This window comes from Nannocystis punicea (assembly GCF_026965555.1).
GTDB lineage: Bacteria > Myxococcota_A > Polyangia > Nannocystales > Nannocystaceae > Nannocystis > Nannocystis punicea.
This window is the reverse complement of sequence record NZ_CP114040.1, coordinates 2,064,644-2,082,755: the sequence shown is the minus strand read 5'-3', so window position 1 is coordinate 2,082,755 and position 18,112 is coordinate 2,064,644. Positions and strand designations below refer to the sequence as shown.

12 protein-coding genes are annotated in these 18,112 nt (G+C 73.3%); 6 read left to right on the top strand and 6 right to left on the bottom strand.

The window, feature by feature from the left end; translation table 11 throughout:
- Positions 1-470: 470 nt before the first annotated feature.
- Entirely contained in the window at positions 471-2,177 is a 1,707-nt protein-coding gene (locus O0S08_RS08035; protein WP_269038440.1) for a bifunctional metallophosphatase/5'-nucleotidase, read from the top strand.
- A 507-nt stretch (positions 2,178-2,684) separates the two neighbouring features.
- Here O0S08_RS08035 and O0S08_RS08030 read toward each other — a convergent pair.
- Complete coding sequence (locus tag O0S08_RS08030; protein ID WP_269038439.1) at positions 2,685-3,977, bottom strand: CinA family nicotinamide mononucleotide deamidase-related protein; 1,293 nt, start codon at positions 3,975-3,977, stop codon at positions 2,685-2,687.
- 127 nt (positions 3,978-4,104) lie between these two features.
- Between O0S08_RS08030 and O0S08_RS08025 the strand changes: the two genes are divergently transcribed.
- The 4 genes from O0S08_RS08025 (at position 4,105) to O0S08_RS08010 (ending at position 10,177) form a co-directional block, all read left to right on the top strand.
- Positions 4,105-4,863: a Stp1/IreP family PP2C-type Ser/Thr phosphatase gene (locus O0S08_RS08025; protein WP_096330958.1), complete on the top strand. Its 759-nt coding sequence runs from the start codon at positions 4,105-4,107 to the stop codon at positions 4,861-4,863.
- 95 nt (positions 4,864-4,958) lie between these two features.
- Positions 4,959-5,345 carry a TIGR02266 family protein gene (locus O0S08_RS08020; protein WP_269038438.1) on the top strand — a complete coding sequence of 129 codons (387 nt, stop codon included), beginning with the start codon at positions 4,959-4,961 and terminating at the stop codon, positions 5,343-5,345.
- A 42-nt stretch (positions 5,346-5,387) separates the two neighbouring features.
- Positions 5,388-9,767, top strand: coding sequence for a protein kinase domain-containing protein (locus O0S08_RS08015; RefSeq protein ID WP_269038437.1), 4,380 nt, complete (start codon positions 5,388-5,390; stop codon positions 9,765-9,767).
- A 125-nt stretch (positions 9,768-9,892) separates the two neighbouring features.
- On the top strand, positions 9,893-10,177 hold the full coding sequence (locus O0S08_RS08010; protein WP_269038436.1) for a hypothetical protein: 285 nt from the start codon (positions 9,893-9,895) through the stop codon (positions 10,175-10,177).
- Positions 10,178-10,273: 96 nt separating this feature from the next.
- On the opposite strand, the gene O0S08_RS08005 is transcribed toward O0S08_RS08010, so the two are convergent.
- A complete protein-coding gene (locus O0S08_RS08005) occupies positions 10,274-11,965 on the bottom strand; it encodes an amidohydrolase (protein WP_269038435.1) in 1,692 nt (563 codons plus the stop codon).
- Between the two features lie 99 nt (positions 11,966-12,064).
- Here O0S08_RS08005 and O0S08_RS08000 point away from each other — a divergent pair, with 99 nt between their 5' ends.
- A complete protein-coding gene (locus O0S08_RS08000) occupies positions 12,065-12,427 on the top strand; it encodes a hypothetical protein (protein ID WP_269038434.1) in 363 nt (120 codons plus the stop codon).
- A 603-nt stretch (positions 12,428-13,030) separates the two neighbouring features.
- Here the strand turns inward: O0S08_RS08000 and O0S08_RS07995 are convergent.
- The 4 genes from O0S08_RS07995 to O0S08_RS07980 form a co-directional block, all read right to left on the bottom strand.
- Positions 13,031-14,005, bottom strand: a complete 975-nt coding sequence (locus O0S08_RS07995) for a WD40/YVTN/BNR-like repeat-containing protein (RefSeq protein ID WP_269038433.1) — start codon at positions 14,003-14,005, stop codon at positions 13,031-13,033.
- A gap of 273 nt (positions 14,006-14,278) precedes the next feature.
- The gene (locus O0S08_RS07990) at positions 14,279-14,848 is read right to left on the bottom strand and encodes a hypothetical protein (RefSeq protein ID WP_269038432.1); all 570 of its coding nucleotides are present in this window, start codon (positions 14,846-14,848) and stop codon (positions 14,279-14,281) included.
- Between the two features lie 33 nt (positions 14,849-14,881).
- On the bottom strand, positions 14,882-17,212 hold the full coding sequence (locus O0S08_RS07985; protein WP_269038431.1) for an ATP-dependent helicase: 2,331 nt from the start codon (positions 17,210-17,212) through the stop codon (positions 14,882-14,884).
- A gap of 10 nt (positions 17,213-17,222) precedes the next feature.
- A complete protein-coding gene (locus O0S08_RS07980) occupies positions 17,223-18,098 on the bottom strand; it encodes a hypothetical protein (protein WP_269038430.1) in 876 nt (291 codons plus the stop codon).
- Between the last annotated feature and the right edge of the window lie 14 nt (positions 18,099-18,112).

Genomic DNA, 18,112 nt, shown 5'->3' with positions numbered 1-18,112 from the left:
CGGACCTCGACCTACACCTCGCCCGGACCGCGAGCCATTCACCGCGACCCCGCGCGTGCTCTCGCGCCGCAGAGCCGCTCGCTCGCGCAGCCATGAGGCCGCGCGAGCCGGACCGCGAAGGCTGCATCGCAGCGACCTCCCGCGCATCATCGCCGGCCGCATCGGCTCGCCACGTGTGCCTCGGGGAGGCGCTCGCATCTGCCAGCGAAGCCCCACGACAGCGCGCACCCAATTGCGACGGCTGCATGGCGACCCCCCACCCTTCCTCGCCGCCTCGCGGACCCCATCACGACGGCTGCACTGCAACCGCCCACCCTTCCTCGCCGCCTCGCGGACCCCATCACGACGGCTGCACTGCAACCGCCCACCCTTCCTCGCCACCGAGCGAACCAACCCGCGACGGCCGCATGGCGACCGCCCATCCTTCCTCGCGATCGCGCGAATCGGCGTCCAGGACGGGGACCACGGAAGTGCCCCGGCTCTCAATCCTCGCCGCGCTCCTGCTCCTGCTCGTCGGCGCCTGCCGCTCGCACGCCGAGGAGCCGCCGCCCACGGACCGCGTCGTCCTCTCGATCGTCGGCACCAGCGACCTCCACGGCCACCTGCGCGCCCTGCCGCTGCTGGCCGCCCACCTCGACGCCCTCCGGCGCGAGCGCGCGGCCGACGGCGGCGGCGTCGTCCTCGTCGACGCCGGCGACATGTTCCAGGGCACCCTCGAGTCGAACCTCGTCGAGGGCGCCAGCGTCGTCGACGCCTACGCCGCGCTCGGCTACGACGCCGTCGCCATCGGCAACCACGAGTTCGACTTCGGCCCGGTCGGCCCGCGAGCGACCGCCGCGCTCCCGTTCGGCGAGGGCGAGGCCGACCCGCGCGGCGCCTTGCAGGCCCGCATCCGCCAGGCGCCCTACCCCTTCCTCACGGCCAACCTGCGGCGCAGGGGCGGCGAGCCGCCCGACCTCGGCGTGCCCTCGACCTTGATCGAGCGCGCCGGGATCAAGGTCGGCATCGTCGGCGTCACCACCGAGGGCACCCCGCACACCACCATCGCCGCCAACATCGCCGACCTCGAGATCGCCCCGCTGGCCGGCTCGATCGCCGCCGAGGCCGCCTCCTTGCGCGCGCGCGGGGCCGCCGTCGTCGTCGTCGCCGCCCACGCCGGCGGCCGCTGCACCGGCTTCGCCGACCCCGACGACCTGACCGGCTGCGAGCCCGACCACGAGATCATGGCCGTCGCCCGCGCCCTCCCGCCGGGCGCGGTCGACGTCATCGTCGCCGGCCACACCCACCAGGCCATGGCCCACCGGGTCGCCGGCGTCGCCGTCGTCCAGTCGTACGCGCTCGGGGCCGCCTACGGCCGCGTCGACCTCGTCATCGACAGAACTTCCGGACATGTCGTATCGAACATGGTCCATGGGCCACGTCGCCTGTGTTCGGGCGCCGACGCCGACCCCGACGATCCGCTCGCGGTCTGCGACCCGCGCGACGCCCAGGGCCAGCCGCTGACGCCCGACCCCGCCGTGGCCGCGGTGGTCGCCCCGGCCCTGGCCGCCGCCGACCTCGTGCGCGAGCGCCCGCTCGGCCCGACCATCGCCGCCCCGTTCGTCGCCCGCCGCAAGGGCGAGAACCCGCTCGGCAACCTGTTCGTCGACCTCATGCTGCGGGCCCGGCCCGACGCCGACGCCGCGATCATCAACGGCGGCGGCCTGCGGGCCGACCTGCCGGCCGGGCCGCTGCGCTACGGCGCGCTGTACGAGTCGTTCCCGTTCGACAACCGGTTCGCCCGCGTGAAGCTCTCCGCCGGCGACTTCGCGGCCATGATCGCCGGCAGCCTCGGCGGCGGCGCCTTCTTCTCGCTCGGCGGCCTCGAGGCGGTCGCTGCCTGTGACGGCCCCGACCTCCGCGTCACCCTCGAGGCCGCCGGCGTCCCGCTCGCGGCGACGCAGGAGATCGTCGTCCTCGCCAGCGACTTCCTCGCCACCGGCGGCGACCGGGCCTTCGCCGGCCTGCAGGAGCGCGGCCTGGCGACCATCACCCTCGAGGACGACCCGCCGCTGCGCGAGGCCCTGGCCGCCGAGCTCGAGAAGATGGGCCCCGTCTCGCTCGCGCCGCTCGCCTACCACGACCCCGCGCTCCCGCGGATCCAGGCCCCGAGCGACCCCCCGGTGCGCTGCCCCTGATCGCCGCGGCGTCACCTGTCCTCGCAGACATCCACCGCGTCCGGCTTCACCTGCTCTCGAGGACAGCCGACCCGCCCCGGCTTCACCTGTCCCCGCGGACATCCTCCACTTCCGCCGTCACCTGTTTCCCGCGGGCGACCGACCCACCGGCGTCACCTGTCCCCGCCGACCTCCGACCCATCCCGGCGCCACCTGTCCTCGCCGACCTCCTCCGCGCCCGGCTCCGCCATCGTCGCTTGCATGCGCGAGCTTCTCGTGAGCCTCAACGCGATGGCTCGGACCCACGCCAGGTGGTCCGTTCTCCCTTGACACGCATGACGGTTGCTCGCGGGCATGTCCCGCTCACCACCTTCATCTATCTCTCTCGACCGCGACGAGCGCCGCCCGACCTGGCGCCAGTCCGGTTCGATCGCTCGCGGCGCTGCCGGCGGCGCCTGTGAGATCTTCCTGGCGTGAAGTCGCAGACTCCTTCGCCGCCAATTGTTCGGCGATCGTTCGTAGAAAATCTCAATCGAGTTCGGCGACGCGGGCCAGGCCGCGGGCGACCAGGCGGTCCCACACCAGCTTGAGGGCCACGATCCCCGCCGTGTGCTGGATCAGCGCCCGGTCGCCCCACAATTGCACTCGCTTGTGCGTGCACGTCTCGGTGTCGGCGACCGCGAAGTCGACCGTCCCGACCGGTTTCTCGGGCGTGCCGCCGCCGGGGCCGGCGATGCCGGTGATGGCCACCGCCAGATCGGCAGCCAGCGCCCGCCGCGCGCCCTCCGCCATCTCCCGCGCCACCGGCTCGGACACTGCGCCATGGGTCGCGAGACTGTCCTCGCTCACCCCCAGGACCTGCGTCTTCACGCTGTTGGCGTAGGCCACGACGCCGCCGAAGAACACGTCGGAGGCGCCGGCGACGGCGGTGAGGCGGGCGGCCACCTGTCCTCCGGTACAGGACTCGGCGGTAGCCAGGGTGAGGCCTGCCTGGCGACAGGCGGCCAGCACCCGCGCCTCGAGCTCGGCCTCGCCGATGCCGTAGAGCGAGCTGCGGAGGGCCGCCTGGAACGGGGCGTCGAAGCTGCGCAGTTCCTCTTCGGTGGCCCGCGCTCCGCCTTCGCCGGCCAGGCCCTCGAGGATCAGGAGCACCTGCGGCGTCGCGGCCCGGTAGTGCAGGTAGAGGGCCGCGAGCCCTGGCGAGCGGGCCCGCGCCGCGGCCAGGATCGGCTCGACCTCGACGGCCACCGCCGATTCGCCGCGACCGATCAGGCGATAGACGCGGCGCGGGATGTCCGGCAGCGCGAACCGCCGGCGCAGCCGCGGCTCGACCTGCTCGGCCATCATCTTCTTCATCTCGCGCGGGACCCCGGGCATGCAGACGACGTACGCGCCGCGCGGCAGACCGACGGCGAAGCCCGGGGCGGTGCCGACCGGGTTCGGCAACACGTCGCAGCCCGCCGGCAGGTCGGCCTGCTTCCGGTTGATGTCGGGCATGGGGCGGCCGAAACCGGCGAACACGGCCGCGATGGCGGCCTCGGAGGCGGCGTCGCGGACCAGCGGGACGCCGGCGGCGAGCGCGACGGCCTCGGCGGTGAGGTCGTCCGACGTGGGGCCGAGGCCGCCGGACACGAGGCAGAGATCGACCGCGACGTCGGCCACGGCGGCCACGATCTCGGGGATCCGGTCGCGGACCGAAACCGCCCGGACGACCTCGAAACCGAGGCGTCGACAGCGTTCCCCGAGATGGGCCAGGTTGGTGTTGACCGTGTCTCCAGACAGCAATTCGTCGCCGATGGTGAGGATCTGGGCCGTGGGCATCGCTCGGGCACCCTAGCACCCCTCGCCGCGGCACGGCCTGGCTCGCGTACGCGGGCCGGAGCGCCCTCCGCGCGCCCGGTCGCCGGCCTTTCCGCCCTTGCGCCGGTCCGCTAGGATAAAGCCCACCGTGCGACTTCGTTACGCTGCCAAGACCGATGTGGGCATGAAGCGCGCCCACAACGAGGATTACTTCTCGCTGATCGAAGACGAGAAGGTGTTCTTGGTCGCCGACGGCATGGGCGGGCACGCGTGCGGCGAAGTCGCGAGCAAGCTCTCGGGCGACGTCATCAGCGAGTTCTACATGCACTCCAAGGACATGGACGCGACGTGGCCGTACCGATACGACCCGAACCTGTCCTACCCGGAGAACCGCATGGTCGCCGCGATAAGGCTGGCCAACGCGCGCATCTACGACGCCGCGCAGAAGAACCCGAACCTGCGCGGCATGGGCACCACCATCGTCGGCTGCATGTTCGTCGGCGACCACGTCTACATCTCCCACGTCGGTGACTCGCGCTGCTACCGGATCAACTCGGAGATCAAGCAGCTGACCCGCGACCACTCGCTGCTCGAGGACTACAAGGACGCGCGGCCCGACATGAGCGAGGAAGAGGCGCGCAACTTCCCGCACAAGAACGTCATCACGCGCGCGCTGGGCATGCGCGACACGGTCCAGGTCGACATCACCAAGCACCAGGTGAACGACGGCGACCAGTTCGTCCTCTGCTCCGACGGCCTGTCGGGCATGGTCGACGACAAGACGATCTACAAGATCGTGCGCGAGGCCAGCACCCTCGAGAACGCGGTCGCCGAGCTCATCGAGCAGGCCAACCGCGCCGGCGGCACCGACAACATCACCGCCATGCTGATCCAGTGCAATCTCTAGCGCCGCAGCGCCCCCGGCCTCGCGGCCCGCTCGTTCTTCCGTACCGCTCGCCCTTCCGTACCCTCGCTGACACCGCCCTCGGGGCGTGACACCTCGTGACCGCCGACTCTCCTGCCAATCGCCGCGCGGAGCCCCGCCTCCCGGTTCACTTCGAGGTCGACTGCACCTCGGGGGACACCTTTCTGTTCGCCCACATCACCGACATCTCGTCGATGGGCATCTTCATCTCGACCGACAAGCCGCTGCCGGTCGGCACCGTGCTGCAGCTCGGCTTCACGCCGCGCGCCGGGGCCGGCGAGGGCGCGCCGCAGCGGCTCGAGCTGACGGGCGAGGTCGTGTGGAACACGACCGGCCAGGTCGCCCCCGACAAGCCGGGCATGGGCGTACGCTTCCACCACGCCGCGCCGAAGACTCGCAGCCGTTTGCTCGAGTTTGTGCGCGCGATCGCGTACCTCGACGTCACGACCGATATCAAGTCCTGAGCTTGTTCTCCGCCGGGCGTCCGTGTCGCCCTGCTGGCCCGTATGTCCCTTCGGACACCCAACGACCGTCCCGGCGGCGAGGCCGAGGACGATGAGCCGGTCGTCGAGCCGCGACGGATCGGTCGGTTCGCGCTGCTCCGACGCCTCGGCGCCGGGTCGATGGGGGTGGTCTACGCCGCCTACGACCCGCAGCTCGACCGCAAGGTCGCGGTCAAGCTGCTGAAGGCCCGCGACGGCGAGCCGAGCACGCGCTGGCAGGATCGGCTGCTGCGCGAGGCGCAGGCGCTGGCCAAGCTGTCGCACCCCAACGTGGTCCAGATCCACGAGGTCGGCTTCCACGGCGACGAGGTGTTCGTCGCCATGGAGTTCGTCACGGGGATGACCCTTCGGACATGGCTCTCGGAGCAGCGTCGGAGCTGGCGCGACGTCGCGGCGGTGTTCGCCCAGGCGGCCCGCGGGCTGGCGGCCGCGCACGCGGCGGGCCTGGTCCACCGCGACGTCAAGCCCGACAACATCCTCGTCGGCGACGACGGCCGGGTCCGCGTGGTCGACTTCGGCCTGGTCCGCTTCGGCGACGAGGACGACGACGAGCACACCGACGAGGTCCCGCTGGCGCGGGCGCACGCGACCCGCACCGCCTCGGGCATCCTGCTCGGGACGCCGGCGTACATGTCGCCCGAGCAGTTCCGCGGCCGCCCGGCCGACGCGCTGTCGGACCAGTTCAGTTTGTGCGTGGCGCTCTACGAGGCGCTGCACGGCGAGCGGCCGTTCGCCGGCGAGACCGCCGACGAGGTCGCGCAGGCGGTGGTGCGCGGCCAGCTGGCGCCGCGCCTCGAGCGACCGGTGCCGGCCTGGCTGCAGCGGCTGGTGCTGCGCGGCCTGGCCCACGACCCCGGCGCGCGCTGGCCCGGCCTCGACGTCCTGGCCGCCGAGCTGGCCCGCGACCACGGCCGCCGCCGCCGCGTCGTCGCCGTCGCGACCGTCGCCGCCGCCGCGCTCACGGCCGCGGTTATATCTGTCCTTTGGGTCAGCTCATGGCGCGACCGTGAGGCCCGCGCGCAGGCCGAGGCGCTGGCCGCCGGGCGGCTGCGCGCCGCCGAGGAGAGCATCGACGAGTTCCTCCACGCCGGCCGTCAGGCCGACGCCGCCGCGGTGCTCGACGCCTTCGTCGCGGTGCCCGAGCACCGCACCACCCGCGCCCTCGCCGACGCCCTGCGCGGCTGGGGCGACCGCATGCGCGCCCGCGACGACATCCCCGCCGCCCGCGCCGCCTACGCCCGCGCCTACGCGGCCGCGCTCGACCCCGCCGCCGAGAGATCGATCCTCGGCGACTTCGTGCGCCTGTTCCACGAGCAGTGGTCGTGGGACCAGCTCGGCACCCTGTGCGACCTGCTGGCCGGCTCGGCGCCGAAGAGCCCGTGGTCGGGCCAGTGCGCGGAGGCTGCGTTCGCCCGCCACGACTTCGCGGCGCTCGCCGCCGCCCGCGTCCGCGACCCCGACGATCCCACGCTCGTCGACCTCGCGCCGCTGGCCGCCGCCTGGACCGGCGCCGCCCCGCTCGGCCACGACGTCCTCGGCGCCGGCACCCTCACCGCGCCCGGCGCCGCGCCGCGCGAGCTCTACCTCCACGTCGACAGCCCCGCGCCCGGCCGCCTCGACGTCGTCCGCCCGACCCCCAAGCTGCCGGTCGTCCGCAGCTACGCCCTGCCGAGCCGGTTCGCCCCGCGCCTGCACCCCCTGTCCCTCGGGCCAGGCAAGCCGCCGCTGCTCGTCACCTGGTCCGCCGCGCACCGCCGCGTCTCGCTGTCTGCCGCCGGGCCCGAGCGCCTGGCCGAGCTGGTCAGCGTCACCGCCGACGAGCCGCTGTCCGCCGCCGTCGCCGACCTCGACCGCGACGGCGAGCGCGAGGTCTACCTCGGCACCGGCCCCTACGGCCGGCTTCTCCTGTCCTTTCGGCCACTGTCCGATGGGACATGGCGCATCGACCATCCGCACCCCGAGACCGACGCCACCAACTCCGACATCACCGCGGTGGTCGCCGCCGACCTCGACCGCGACGGCGCCGAGGAGCTGGCGATCGCCGCCGGCCCGTGGCGCGCCTTCGACGTCCGCGTGCTGCGGCCGGGCAAGGGCCGCGCGCTCGAGCTGGTGGCCCGCCGCAAGCTCGGCGCGGTCGTCGGCCTCGCCACCCTCCGCGCCGCCGACGGCGAGCTCCTCCTCGTCGCCGCCAAGACCGACGGCTACCCGAGCAAGATCGCCTTCCCCGCCAGCGCCCCCGCCGGGCCCCCGGCCGGCATCTACCTGCTGCGCCTGGTCGGCCGCGAGCTCGAGACAGCGCGCTTCTTGCCGGCTCCGCGGCGCGCCGGCGCGGCCGCGCCGGTCGACCTGCACCGGCTGCAGATCGGCGACATCGACGGCGACGGCCTCGACGACATCGTCGTCGCCGCCCACGACCCCGAGCTGCAGCCGGGCTTCGGCGTGATCCACCGCCAGCGCAGCGACGGCAGCTTCGCCGCGGCGATCCTGGCCGGCCTCGAGCCCATCGCTCTGGTCGAGGTCGACGATGACCCCGCCACCGAGCTGATCGCCCGCACCACCGGTCAGGCCAGCGGCCAGGACACCTGGCTGCTCGGCGCCGGCGCCGAGGCGACGCCGGTGCTGCGGGTCCCGCACGCGCCCGAGTCGGCGCCGCCGCCCGCCCTGACCGACCCGCTGCTGGCCCGCGCGTGGCAGCGGGCCGAGCAGCTGGCAGCGCTCGACCTGTCCTCCGAGGCAGCTCGCGCCCTCGACGACCTCGCCGGCCTCCTGCCCGACGAGCCGCGCGCCGCCGCCCGCCTGCGCGCCGCCGGCCTGCACGAGGCCGCCGGTGACCACCTGGCCGCCGCCGAGCGCTTCGAGCAGCTCGGCGAGCAGACCGGCGCCCTGCTGGGGGCGGCCCGCGCCTACGAGCAGGCCGGCCGGTTCGCCGACGCCCTGCGGGTCTCGCGGGTGCTCGCCGAGCGCAACGACCTGCCGCGCGCCGAGGCGGCCCACGTGCGCGACCGCGTGGCCCAGCTGACGGCGATCGTCGAGGACGTCGACGTCGTCGCCCTGCGCTTCGACCAGCCGCTGCCGGCCCCGTGGCAGATCGACGACCCGACCGCGGCCCACCAGGACCTCGTCGGCGAGCACCTCCAGATCGACGCCTTCGCCGGCCGCGGCCCGATCGCGCGCCTCCCCTTCGAGTGGTCGACCGGCCCGCTCGCCCTCCACGTCGACCTCGTGCTCGAGCGCGGCGAGTGGGGCTCCGGCCTCGTCGTCGGCGTGCGCCCGATCGGCAGCCCGAACCTCCTGACGGCCGCCCGCATCGACGTCATCGGCGGCGGCGGCCTGTTCCGCCGCCGACACTCCTGCGAGATCGGCGGCCAGGACGAGCACATCCTGACCCAAGAGCCAGGTGAAGATCCGGCCCGCCCCAGCCACCTCCACCTCGCCTTCGAGCTCCTGCCCGAGCTCGGCCAGGCCGCCTGCAGCGCCGTGGTCGACGGCGTCCGCCACGAGCGCCGCGTGCGGCTCGGCGCCGACGCGCAGCCGCCCCCGGGCCGCTACGAGCTGGTCGTCATGCCCAGCAGCTTCGGCACCGCGACCGGCCTGTGGAGCTCGGCCAGGCTGCGCGCGCTGACCCTCCGCGGCGCTCGCATCGGCGCCGCGAGCGACGAGACCCCCGTCGCCTTCGCCGCCCGCCTGCTGGTCCAGGGCGAGGCCGAGGCGGCGCTGGCCGAGCTGAAGCGGGTCCCCGACGACGACCCGCAGCTGGCGATCTGGCGCGCCCTGGCCCTGTCCGAGCTCGGCCGCTGGCACGAGGCGAGCGCGGCCCTGCGCCCCGGCCTGCTCGAGGTCCCGCTCGCCCGCGCCGTCCTGCTCGGCCTCATGCGCGCGCGCCGGCAGACGATCGCCCCGCTGGTGCGCGCCGCCTTCGGCCCCGGCTACTTCCGCCTGTTCTGGGACGCGATGGCCGACGTCGTCCCCCACCACGGCGACCCGCTGATCGAGCGCGCGCTGACCACCGCGCTGTCGGACCTCGGCGAGTTCCGCCCGGCCACCGCGGACGTCGACGGACATGTCCTCAAGGTCAGGCTGCTGTTCGAGCGCGGGCGGGCCTGGAGCGCCCTGCGCCAGGAGCAGCGGGCCCGCGTCGACCTGGCCGCCGCCGCCGCGCTGGCCGAGCTGTTGCCGGCGGCCCGCCGCTCCGACCTCGACATCGAGTACGAGCGCGCTGCCCTCGAGGCCGTCGCCGGCAACCGCGACGCCGCCCTCGAGTTCGCCGCCCGCGCCCTCCGCCGCGCCCCTTCCCCCGAGCTGATGACCGACCGCATGCGCTTCGACCCCCGCTTCGCCCCCCTCGCCGACGACCCCGCCTGGCGCGCCATGGTCGGCGGCTGAAGTCGCGAAAAGAGCATGCTCTCCAGGACATGCCCTAGAAAGCATGTCCTCACGAACATGCCCTCAAGAACATTGCCATAAAGGCATGTTTGAAGGCACACCCACCCGATCAGGACCTCGCGGAGATGACGGAGCTGGAAGACATCGACTCGGGTGATGAGGCCTGGGAGCGGTTCGCCGCGCTGTTTCGCGGGCAAACGGCCCTGCATGCCGCGGGTGAAGCGCTCAAGCGACAGCTCGGCGGCGACGAAGCCCTGGCGAACGTCATCCTCGCGAGCGTAGGAGACGCGGCCCTGGGGTGGATCGGGCAGCGAAATCCAGCGCTCTCCGGGCTGTCGCCCTGCGAATGTCTCGCCTCTGAGAAGACCCTGAAGCGCCTGCGTGAGATGCTGCTTCGGTTTCCCCGCTGATCACTCGCAGGCGCACGATCGCCGCGAGCGTCTCGCTCGACGCGGGCCGCCTGTCGCATCGTCGACGCCCGGACAAAAGCTCTCCGCGGCCCGCCCTCACTTCGGCGCGACGACCTCCCCGCCGACGATCGTCGCGCGCACCTTCGCGGTGCGCAGCTCGAGCGGTTGCATCTTCGTGATGTCGCCCTCGAAGCAGGTCACGTCGGCGAGCATCCCCGCGGCCAGCGTCCCGGCCCAGCGCTCGCGTCGGCTCGCGTACGCGGCCCCGCGGGTGAACGCCGCCAGCGCCTCGGCGAGGGTCAGGCGCTGGTCGGGCAGCCAGCCGCCGGGCGGGTTGCCGGCGGCGTCCTGGCGGGTGATCGCAGAATAGAGGCCGAACGTCGGCTCGACCTCCTCGACCGGGAAGTCGGAGCCGAACGCCAGCGTCACCTTCGCGTCGAGGAAGCGGCGCCACGCGTACGCCCCAGCCAGGCGCTGGGCGCCGATGCGCTGCTCGGCCCACGGCATGTCGCTGGTCGCGTGGGTCGGCTGCATGCTGGCGATCGCCCCGAGCTCGGCGAAGCGCGGGATGTCGGCGAGGTCCACGATCTGCGCGTGCTCGACCCGCAGGCGGTGATCGGCCGGCGGCCGTGCGCCCGCGAGCGCCTCGAGCACCGCGCGGATGGCCGCGTCGCCGATCGCGTGCGCCGCCACCTGATACTGGTGCGCCAGCGCCCGCGTCACCACCGCGGCCAGCTCGCCCGGCGCGTGCTGGAACATCCCGGTGTGGCCCGGCCGGTCGCTGTAGGGCTGCAGCAGCGCCGCCCCGCGGCTGCCGAGCGCCCCGTCGACGTAGATCTTGACCCCCTGCAGCGCGTAGCGGTCGTCCATGGCTGGCCGATCGGCCAGGTCCGGAAGGCCATCTCCCCGGCGGAACCACGACTCGTCGGCGTAGCCGACCAGGCGCAGCTTGAGCAGGCCCTCGGCCGCCAGCTCGCGCAGCAGCGCGTCCACGTGGCGGCCCACGCCCATCTCGTGCACCCCCACCAGCCCGCGGGCCAGCGCGTAGTCCTGGGCCAGCAGCAGCCGCCGGCGCAGCTCCGGCCCCGGCGGCGGCAGCACCGGCATCAGGTCCATCGCCGCGTCGACCAGCACCCCCGTCGGCTCGCGCCCCGATGGCCCCTCGCGCAGCAAGATCTCCCCGCCTGTCGGCACCTCCGTCGCCGCGGTGATGTCGCCCGCGCGCAGCGCTGCCGCGTTGGCCCAGCCGGCGTGGCCGTCGACCCGACGCAGCCACACCGGTCGCTCGGGGAACGCGGTCGTCAGCGGATCGTGGGTCGGCATCGCCGCGCCCGGCCACAGGTTCTGATCCCAGCCGCGGCCGGTGATCCAGCCGTCCGGCGGGGCGCCGCGGCGCACGCGGTCGACCACCTCCTCGACCGATCGCGCCCCGCGGAGGTCGACCTCGACCAGCGCCGAGCCGAGCCCGACCAGGTGGGCGTGGGCGTCGGTGAGGCCGGGCACCGCGCTGCCGCCGGCCAGATCGAGGACCTGTCCTCGGGGACAGTCGCGCGCCAGCGACTCGGCCGCGGCCCCGCGAGCGATCACCCGCCCGCCGACGGCCGCGATCGCCCGGGTGTTCGGCTCGGCCGGATCGCCGGTCCAGATCGTGCCGTTGCGGACGACCAGCAGACCACCGGCCTGGTCCGGAGGACAGGTCGCTGCGGTCTTGCCCCCGCCCGGCCGGCACGCGATCAGCGCCGATGCCCCGGCGAGCCAGGTCCGGCGGGTCAGACCGCGGGCGCGCACGTCGCCCTCCGTCGCTGTGGTCCAGTTCGGTTGCGCTGCATGCGAGGCGCAGCATAACCACCGCGGCCGCGCCGAACCACCGGCGCCAAGGAGACTGCGATGACCTCCCTGAGAAATACCCTGGAGAACAGCATGCAGGAGCTACGGACGCTCCGCGACGAGATCCGCGTCCGACTCAACCTCGCCGGCAAGGAGGCCCGCGACCGCTGGGAGCAGCAGATGGAGCCCCGGATCGAGAAGCTCGAGCAGCAGATCCGTACCGCCACCGACGCCACCCTCGAGTCGATCCGCGACGCCATCGAACGCGCCCGCACCTCCTTCCACGAGTACCGCGCCCAGCTGACGCAGGGCAGCGCCGGCGGCGTGACCGGCAGCGAAGGCGGCGAGGAGCGGCGCGAGCAGACCCGCGCCGAGAGCGGCGACGAGCCCGACTTCACCCGCGTCGAGCCCGAGAAGCGCTGACCCAGCGCGCCGCTCGCCGCGCCGAAGACATGTCTCTCAAAACATGTCCCGAGAGAGGGGCGCGAGGACCACGTCCTTCGCGCCCTTCTCGCCGCGGCTTGCAGCTGCACGATGGCTCGCCGCGCCGCGACTTGCTGCGCATGTCCCCGCACAAACCATGGCGCGGTGGCCACGTCGCACCCTTCTCGCTGCGACCCTGCACGCGGGTCGACAGCTCGCCGCGACTCGCATCGCACGCGGGATCGACGGAGCGCCGCACCAGCCCATGGCCTCCCGGACATGCGATGGCGCAGCGCGCCATTCTCGCGGCGACTCGAATTCCACGCGGGGATCGCCGGCTCGCCGCGCCACGACGACAACCTCGCCGGACAACCTGACGGCCACTCCTTCGCGCCATCCTCGCGCCGCGGCTTGCGGCTGCAGGCGTGACCGAGGCGCCGCTGGTCTACCATGACGAAAGGGCATGTCCTCACGGACATGCCCTTTCTCTCATGACGCGAGGGACATGTCCCGCCCGCCATCCACGCCACCGCTCTCCGCACGAGAGCGGGCGAGGCATGAGGTGCCTGTCCCTCGCGCCTACTTGTTAATCTTTAAAAATTCTCACAGGTGCGCCTCGCCGTGCAGGTCGTCGAGGCCGAACAGCGCCTCCTCGAGGCCGAGGTCGAGCGCCTCCCATGCCAGCCCCGCGTCGTTCGAGTGCACGACCACCCCGTGGTCGCCGACCGCGTGGCCGTGGCCGTCGATCGACAGGTGCAGGGCTCGCAGCGCGAGGCCAGGCTCGAGCAGCTCCTCGGCGCTGGCGCCGAGCTCGTCGTCGAGGCGCAGCACCACGCCGGCCGCGCCCACTGCGACCACGAGGTCGGCGGTGCGGGAGATTCGTACCGCGTGCAGGTCGCGGCTGGTGGGGGTCGTCACGCTCGCCCACTTCGCGCCGCCGTCGTCGGAGCGGAGCACCAGGCCGCCGGCGCCCACGGCCACCACGCTCCCGCCGTCGGGCGTCGCCGCGATGCCCGACAGCGGGCCCTCCGACGTCGTGAACACGGGCGTCAGCGTCTCCCCGTCGAGCTGCCAGATCTGCCCGCTCGCCGTCGTCAGCCACGCGAGCGTCCCCTTCGCCGTCGTCGTCACCGCCGTGAAGTCGCCCTCGGCGTCGGGCACCGGCGTGAAGCTGCGGCCGTCGTCATCCGAGCGGAGCACGATGCCGTCGCCGGCGATGTACGCCGGGGTCGTGCCGGAGAAGATCACCGAGCGCAGGCGGGCGCGCGTGCCGACGTCGATCTGCGTCCAGCTCTCGCCGCTGTCGTCGGTGCGCAGCACCACCCCGTCCTCGCCGACCGCCATGCCGGTCTCCTGGCCCTTGCACGCGATCGCCAGCAGGTCGCCCTCGATCTCGAGCGGGTAGTACCAGACATCGCCCGCGGGGTTGAGGCGGACCATCGTCGCGTCCTCGCCGACCGCCCACGCGCCGCCGCCGGAGCCGTCGGAGGTCGAGGTGTTCTTGTTGTCGTCCTTGGTGCAACCGACGATCGGCGCCATCAGGACGACGAGGAGCGGGGTGAGCGATCGGAGCTTCATGCTCGCGACGCTAACTGCCCGCGCGCGGCCCCACAAGCAGAGTTGCGCGGTTTCGCCGGCCCCGCGGGTGTCCCTCACGGACCCCACGTCCGGGCGAACTGCTCTCGTTCGCGTCTGGCCGTCACTCCCGGTGGATCGCCTGGCGCTTCGGGCCTGTCCCTTCAGACAGCCTCGCGGACCTCGAAAGCACGCTCGAGATCCCGGCATTCGCGACATTCATGGCACACGCATCGGCGGACGCGTCCGCGTGACAGCGGGCTCGGCCGTGCGTCGTCACTGACACACGGGCCCGGGCCCGTCGGCGATGGTGATGCACTTCTTGCCATCGGCGCACTTGCCGTGGGGACAGGGGATCCCACAGGTCTGGAACTTGGGGCCGCGCGGGCCGGCGATGCCGTAGTACTCGATGCAGGTCTCACCGGCGGCGCAGGTGACGTCGCCGCAGCGCGGGCCGGCCTGCTCGGCGGGGGTCGGCTTCTCGGCGGCGGCCGCCAGAGTGAGGCTGCCGTCGGACCACCACACGCACTCGCCGGCGACGCAGCCGCAGTTCGCCGCCGCGGGGATCTGGACCTCCGGCACGTCACAGGTGCCGGGCGGCTGATCGCCGCTGGCGCACACCTCGCTCGAGCAGCCGCCCTTGCTGCAGGCGGCGTCGTCGCTGCAGGCGTTCTCAAAAGCTGTCCCTTCGAACCTGGCGTAAAGGGCATGGTCCTTGGGCACCAGGGGGACCCGCGACGGCTCGCCCCCGCCGACCTCGCCGGCCGGCAACGCGGATTCCGAGCCCTTGCAGGCGGGGGTGGCCGCGACGGCGGCGAGGACGACGACGACGATGGCGCGCAGCATCGCCGGGAGCTTAGCACTGTGGCCGGGAGAGGATCACAGCGGCTCGCAGAAGCGGGCCAGGATCGTCTTCACGCCGACGACGGGGAAGTTGATGGCGAGCTTGAGGTTGCTGCCGGTGCCGTCCCACCCGACCAGCGTTCCCTCGCCGTACTGGCGGTGACGCACCGCCATGCCCTTGTACAGCGTCGGCGCGTCGCCCTGGACTGCGGCGGGCCCGCGGCGCGTCGGCGCGGCCGCGACCCCCTCGTCGTAGACGATGTCGCTGTTCCACGACGACTCGCGCGCGGGCGCCGGCGCTCGCGGCGGCGCGCTCGGCAACGACAGCCCCGCCGGCACCCCGACCGCCTCGCGGCGGACCACCCCGGGCACCCGCCCCCGCACCGAGTCCGGCGGCAGGTCGCGCACGAATCGCGACGGCGTGCCGATGAACTCCTGGTTGTAGAGCCGCCGCCGCTTGGCCCACGTCACCACCAGCTGCCGCTTGGCCCGCGTGACCGCGACGTAGGCGAGCCGCCGCTCCTCCTCGATCTGCGCCCGCTCCTCGGGCCGCAGCCGCCGGCCCTCCTCGCGCGCCGCCTCCTCGCCGGCGATCACCCGCGAGTGCGGGAAGACCTTCTCTTCCATGCCGGTGAGGATGACCTTCTCGAACTCGAGCCCCTTGGCGCTGTGGATCGTCATCAACCGCACGGCTCGGACCTCGCCGTGGCCGCCGCCGTCGGCGTCGCTGACCAGGCTGACCTGCTCGAGGTAGTCGGCCAGCGTCTGGTCCGGGTTGTCCTGCGCGAAGTCGTTGAGCGCGCCGACGAACTCGTCGAGGTTCTCGACCCGCGCCTCCGACTCCTCGCTGCCCTCGTGGACCAGGGCGTCGCGATAACCTGTCCTTTCGAGCACCTCGGCGGCGAGCTGACCGAGCGGCACCTTCGCGTGCAGGCGGGCGGTGAGCTCGTCGATCATGGCGACGAACACGTGCAGTCGCTTGGCCGCGGCGCCGCTGACCCCGGCCTCCTCGGGGCTCCTGGCCACGGTGAGCAGCGAGACGTTGCGGTTGGCCGCCAGCGTGGTGAGGCGGCCGACGGTGGTGTCGCCGATCCCGCGGGCCGGCTCGTTGACGATGCGGGTGAAGTCGAGGTCGCTGTTCGGGTTCTGCAGCAGGCGCAGGTAGGCCAGCGCGTCCTTGATCTCCTTGCGCTCGAAGAACCCGAGGCCGCCGAAGATCGCGTAGCGCATGCCGTTGTCGGTGAGCTGCTGCTCGATGACGCGGGACTGCGCGTGCGTGCGGTAGAAGACCGCGATCTCGTCCGGCGGGATGTCCTCGTTGAGCGCGTCGAGGATCTCGTTGACGACGAAGCGGGCCTCCTCGCGCTCGTCCTCGCAGGCGCGCAGGGTCACCAGCGCGCCGTCGCCGAGCTCGCTCCACAGCGTCTTGCCGAGCCGGCCCTCGTTGCGGCGGATGATCGCGTCGGCGCAGCGGAGGATGTGGCCGGTGCTGCGGTAGTTCTGCTCGAGGCGGATCAGCTCGCAGCCGGGCTGGCGGTCGGGGAAGCCGAGGATCTGCGACACGTCGGCGCCGCGCCAGCCGTAGATCGCCTGGTCGTCGTCGCCGACCACGCACAGCTGCGCCCGGCCCGACAGCAGCTCGACCAGCCGCGCCTGCACCGGGTTGGTGTCCTGGTACTCGTCGACCACGACGTGGAGGAACCGCCGCTTGAGCCCGATCACCGGGTCGACGTCGACCAGCTGCGCCCCGGGCCGCGGCTGCTCCGTACCTGCCTTCTCGAGCAGCTTGACCGCGAGCACCAGCAGGTCGCCGAAGTCGGCCGCGTCGGCGGCGCGGAGCAGCTCCTGGTAGCGGCGGCCGAGCAGCGCCGTCAGGCGGGTCATGAAGCCCTCGAGCCCGAGCTGGTCGACCTGGTCGATGGTGAGGCCGCGGTTCTTCAGCTGGTCGAGGTGGCCGAGGATCGCCCGCGGCTTGACCTGGTCCTCGTCGCGGTTCAGCTCCTTGAACACGCGCTTCATCAGGCGGGTCTGGTCGTCGGTGTCGTAGATGGCGAAGTTGCGCGACAGGCCGACCGACTCGCCGTGGCGACGGAGGATCCGCGCCGAGATCGAGTGGAACGTGCCGACCCACAGCTGCGACACGTCGACCTTGCCCTCGCACATCTTCTCGATGCGCGCGCGCATCTCGGCGGCGGCCTTGTTGGTGAAGGTGACGGCGAGGATCCGCCACGGCGGCACGCCCTCGTCCATGAGCGCGGCGACGCGGTGGGTGATCACGCGGGTCTTGCCGGTGCCCGCGCCGGCGAGCACGAGGAGCGGCGAGCCGCGGTGCTCGACCGCCGCCTGCTGGGCCGGGTTCAGCTGCACGATGCCGGGCCTATACCACGGCTTCGCGGACCGGCGCGAACGCGAACTCCACGCCGCGGGCGTCGAGCTCGACCCGCAGCTCGCGCCGGCGGCTGTCGCCGACCTCGCCCGGCTCCTCGACGATCCGCGCCGGGCGCACCTGCTGCAGCACCACGGTGAAGCCGACCGCGGGCGCGCCAAGCGTCAAGGTCGCGGCGCGCCCGTTGCTGCGCCCGGCCTCGACCGCCTCGAGCCAGCGCGTGAACCCGAGCGCCTTGTTCTCCGCCAGCACCAGCGCGAGCCGGCCGACCACCGCCGGCGCGACCCGGCGGACCGTGTATATCCCGTCGTCGCCGGGCGGCCGCTCGATGCGCTGGCGGATCGTCAGGCCCTCGATCCGCCGCACCTGGCTGCACGCCTCCTCGAGGCCGTCGATGTGCAGCTCGGGGTCGGTGGCGGGCAGCGGCCTTCGGGCCTCGATCACCTCGCCGCCGAGGTGGCCGCCCGCGTAGCTGCGCTTCGAGCTGTGCGGGCTGAACTTGAGGTTGAGCTTCAAGCTGTCCCGAAAGCCATATTCGTACGAGGCCAGCGCCAGCTCGGTGATCACGCCGCCGACGAAGCTGAGGCGGCTCATCTCGGCGTTGCCGTCGTCGGCGAGGATCACCTCGCCGCGGGCCGGCGTCGGCCGGCTCGTCATCGACGCCGCGACCCATGCGTAGAACTCGTGCGGCATGCCCGGCCAGCAGCGCAGCGTCAGCTCCTCGTAGCGGTCGGGCCGGCCTTCGCCGCCGAGCTCACCGACGGCGAGGGCGCCCGAGACGTCGGTGAGCCACCCGCACGGCTTGCCGTGGAGCTCGAGCGCGTACTTGTTCGACGTCGGCCCCCGCTTGCTCGGCGCCGTCTTCACCGTTCACCGCCCCC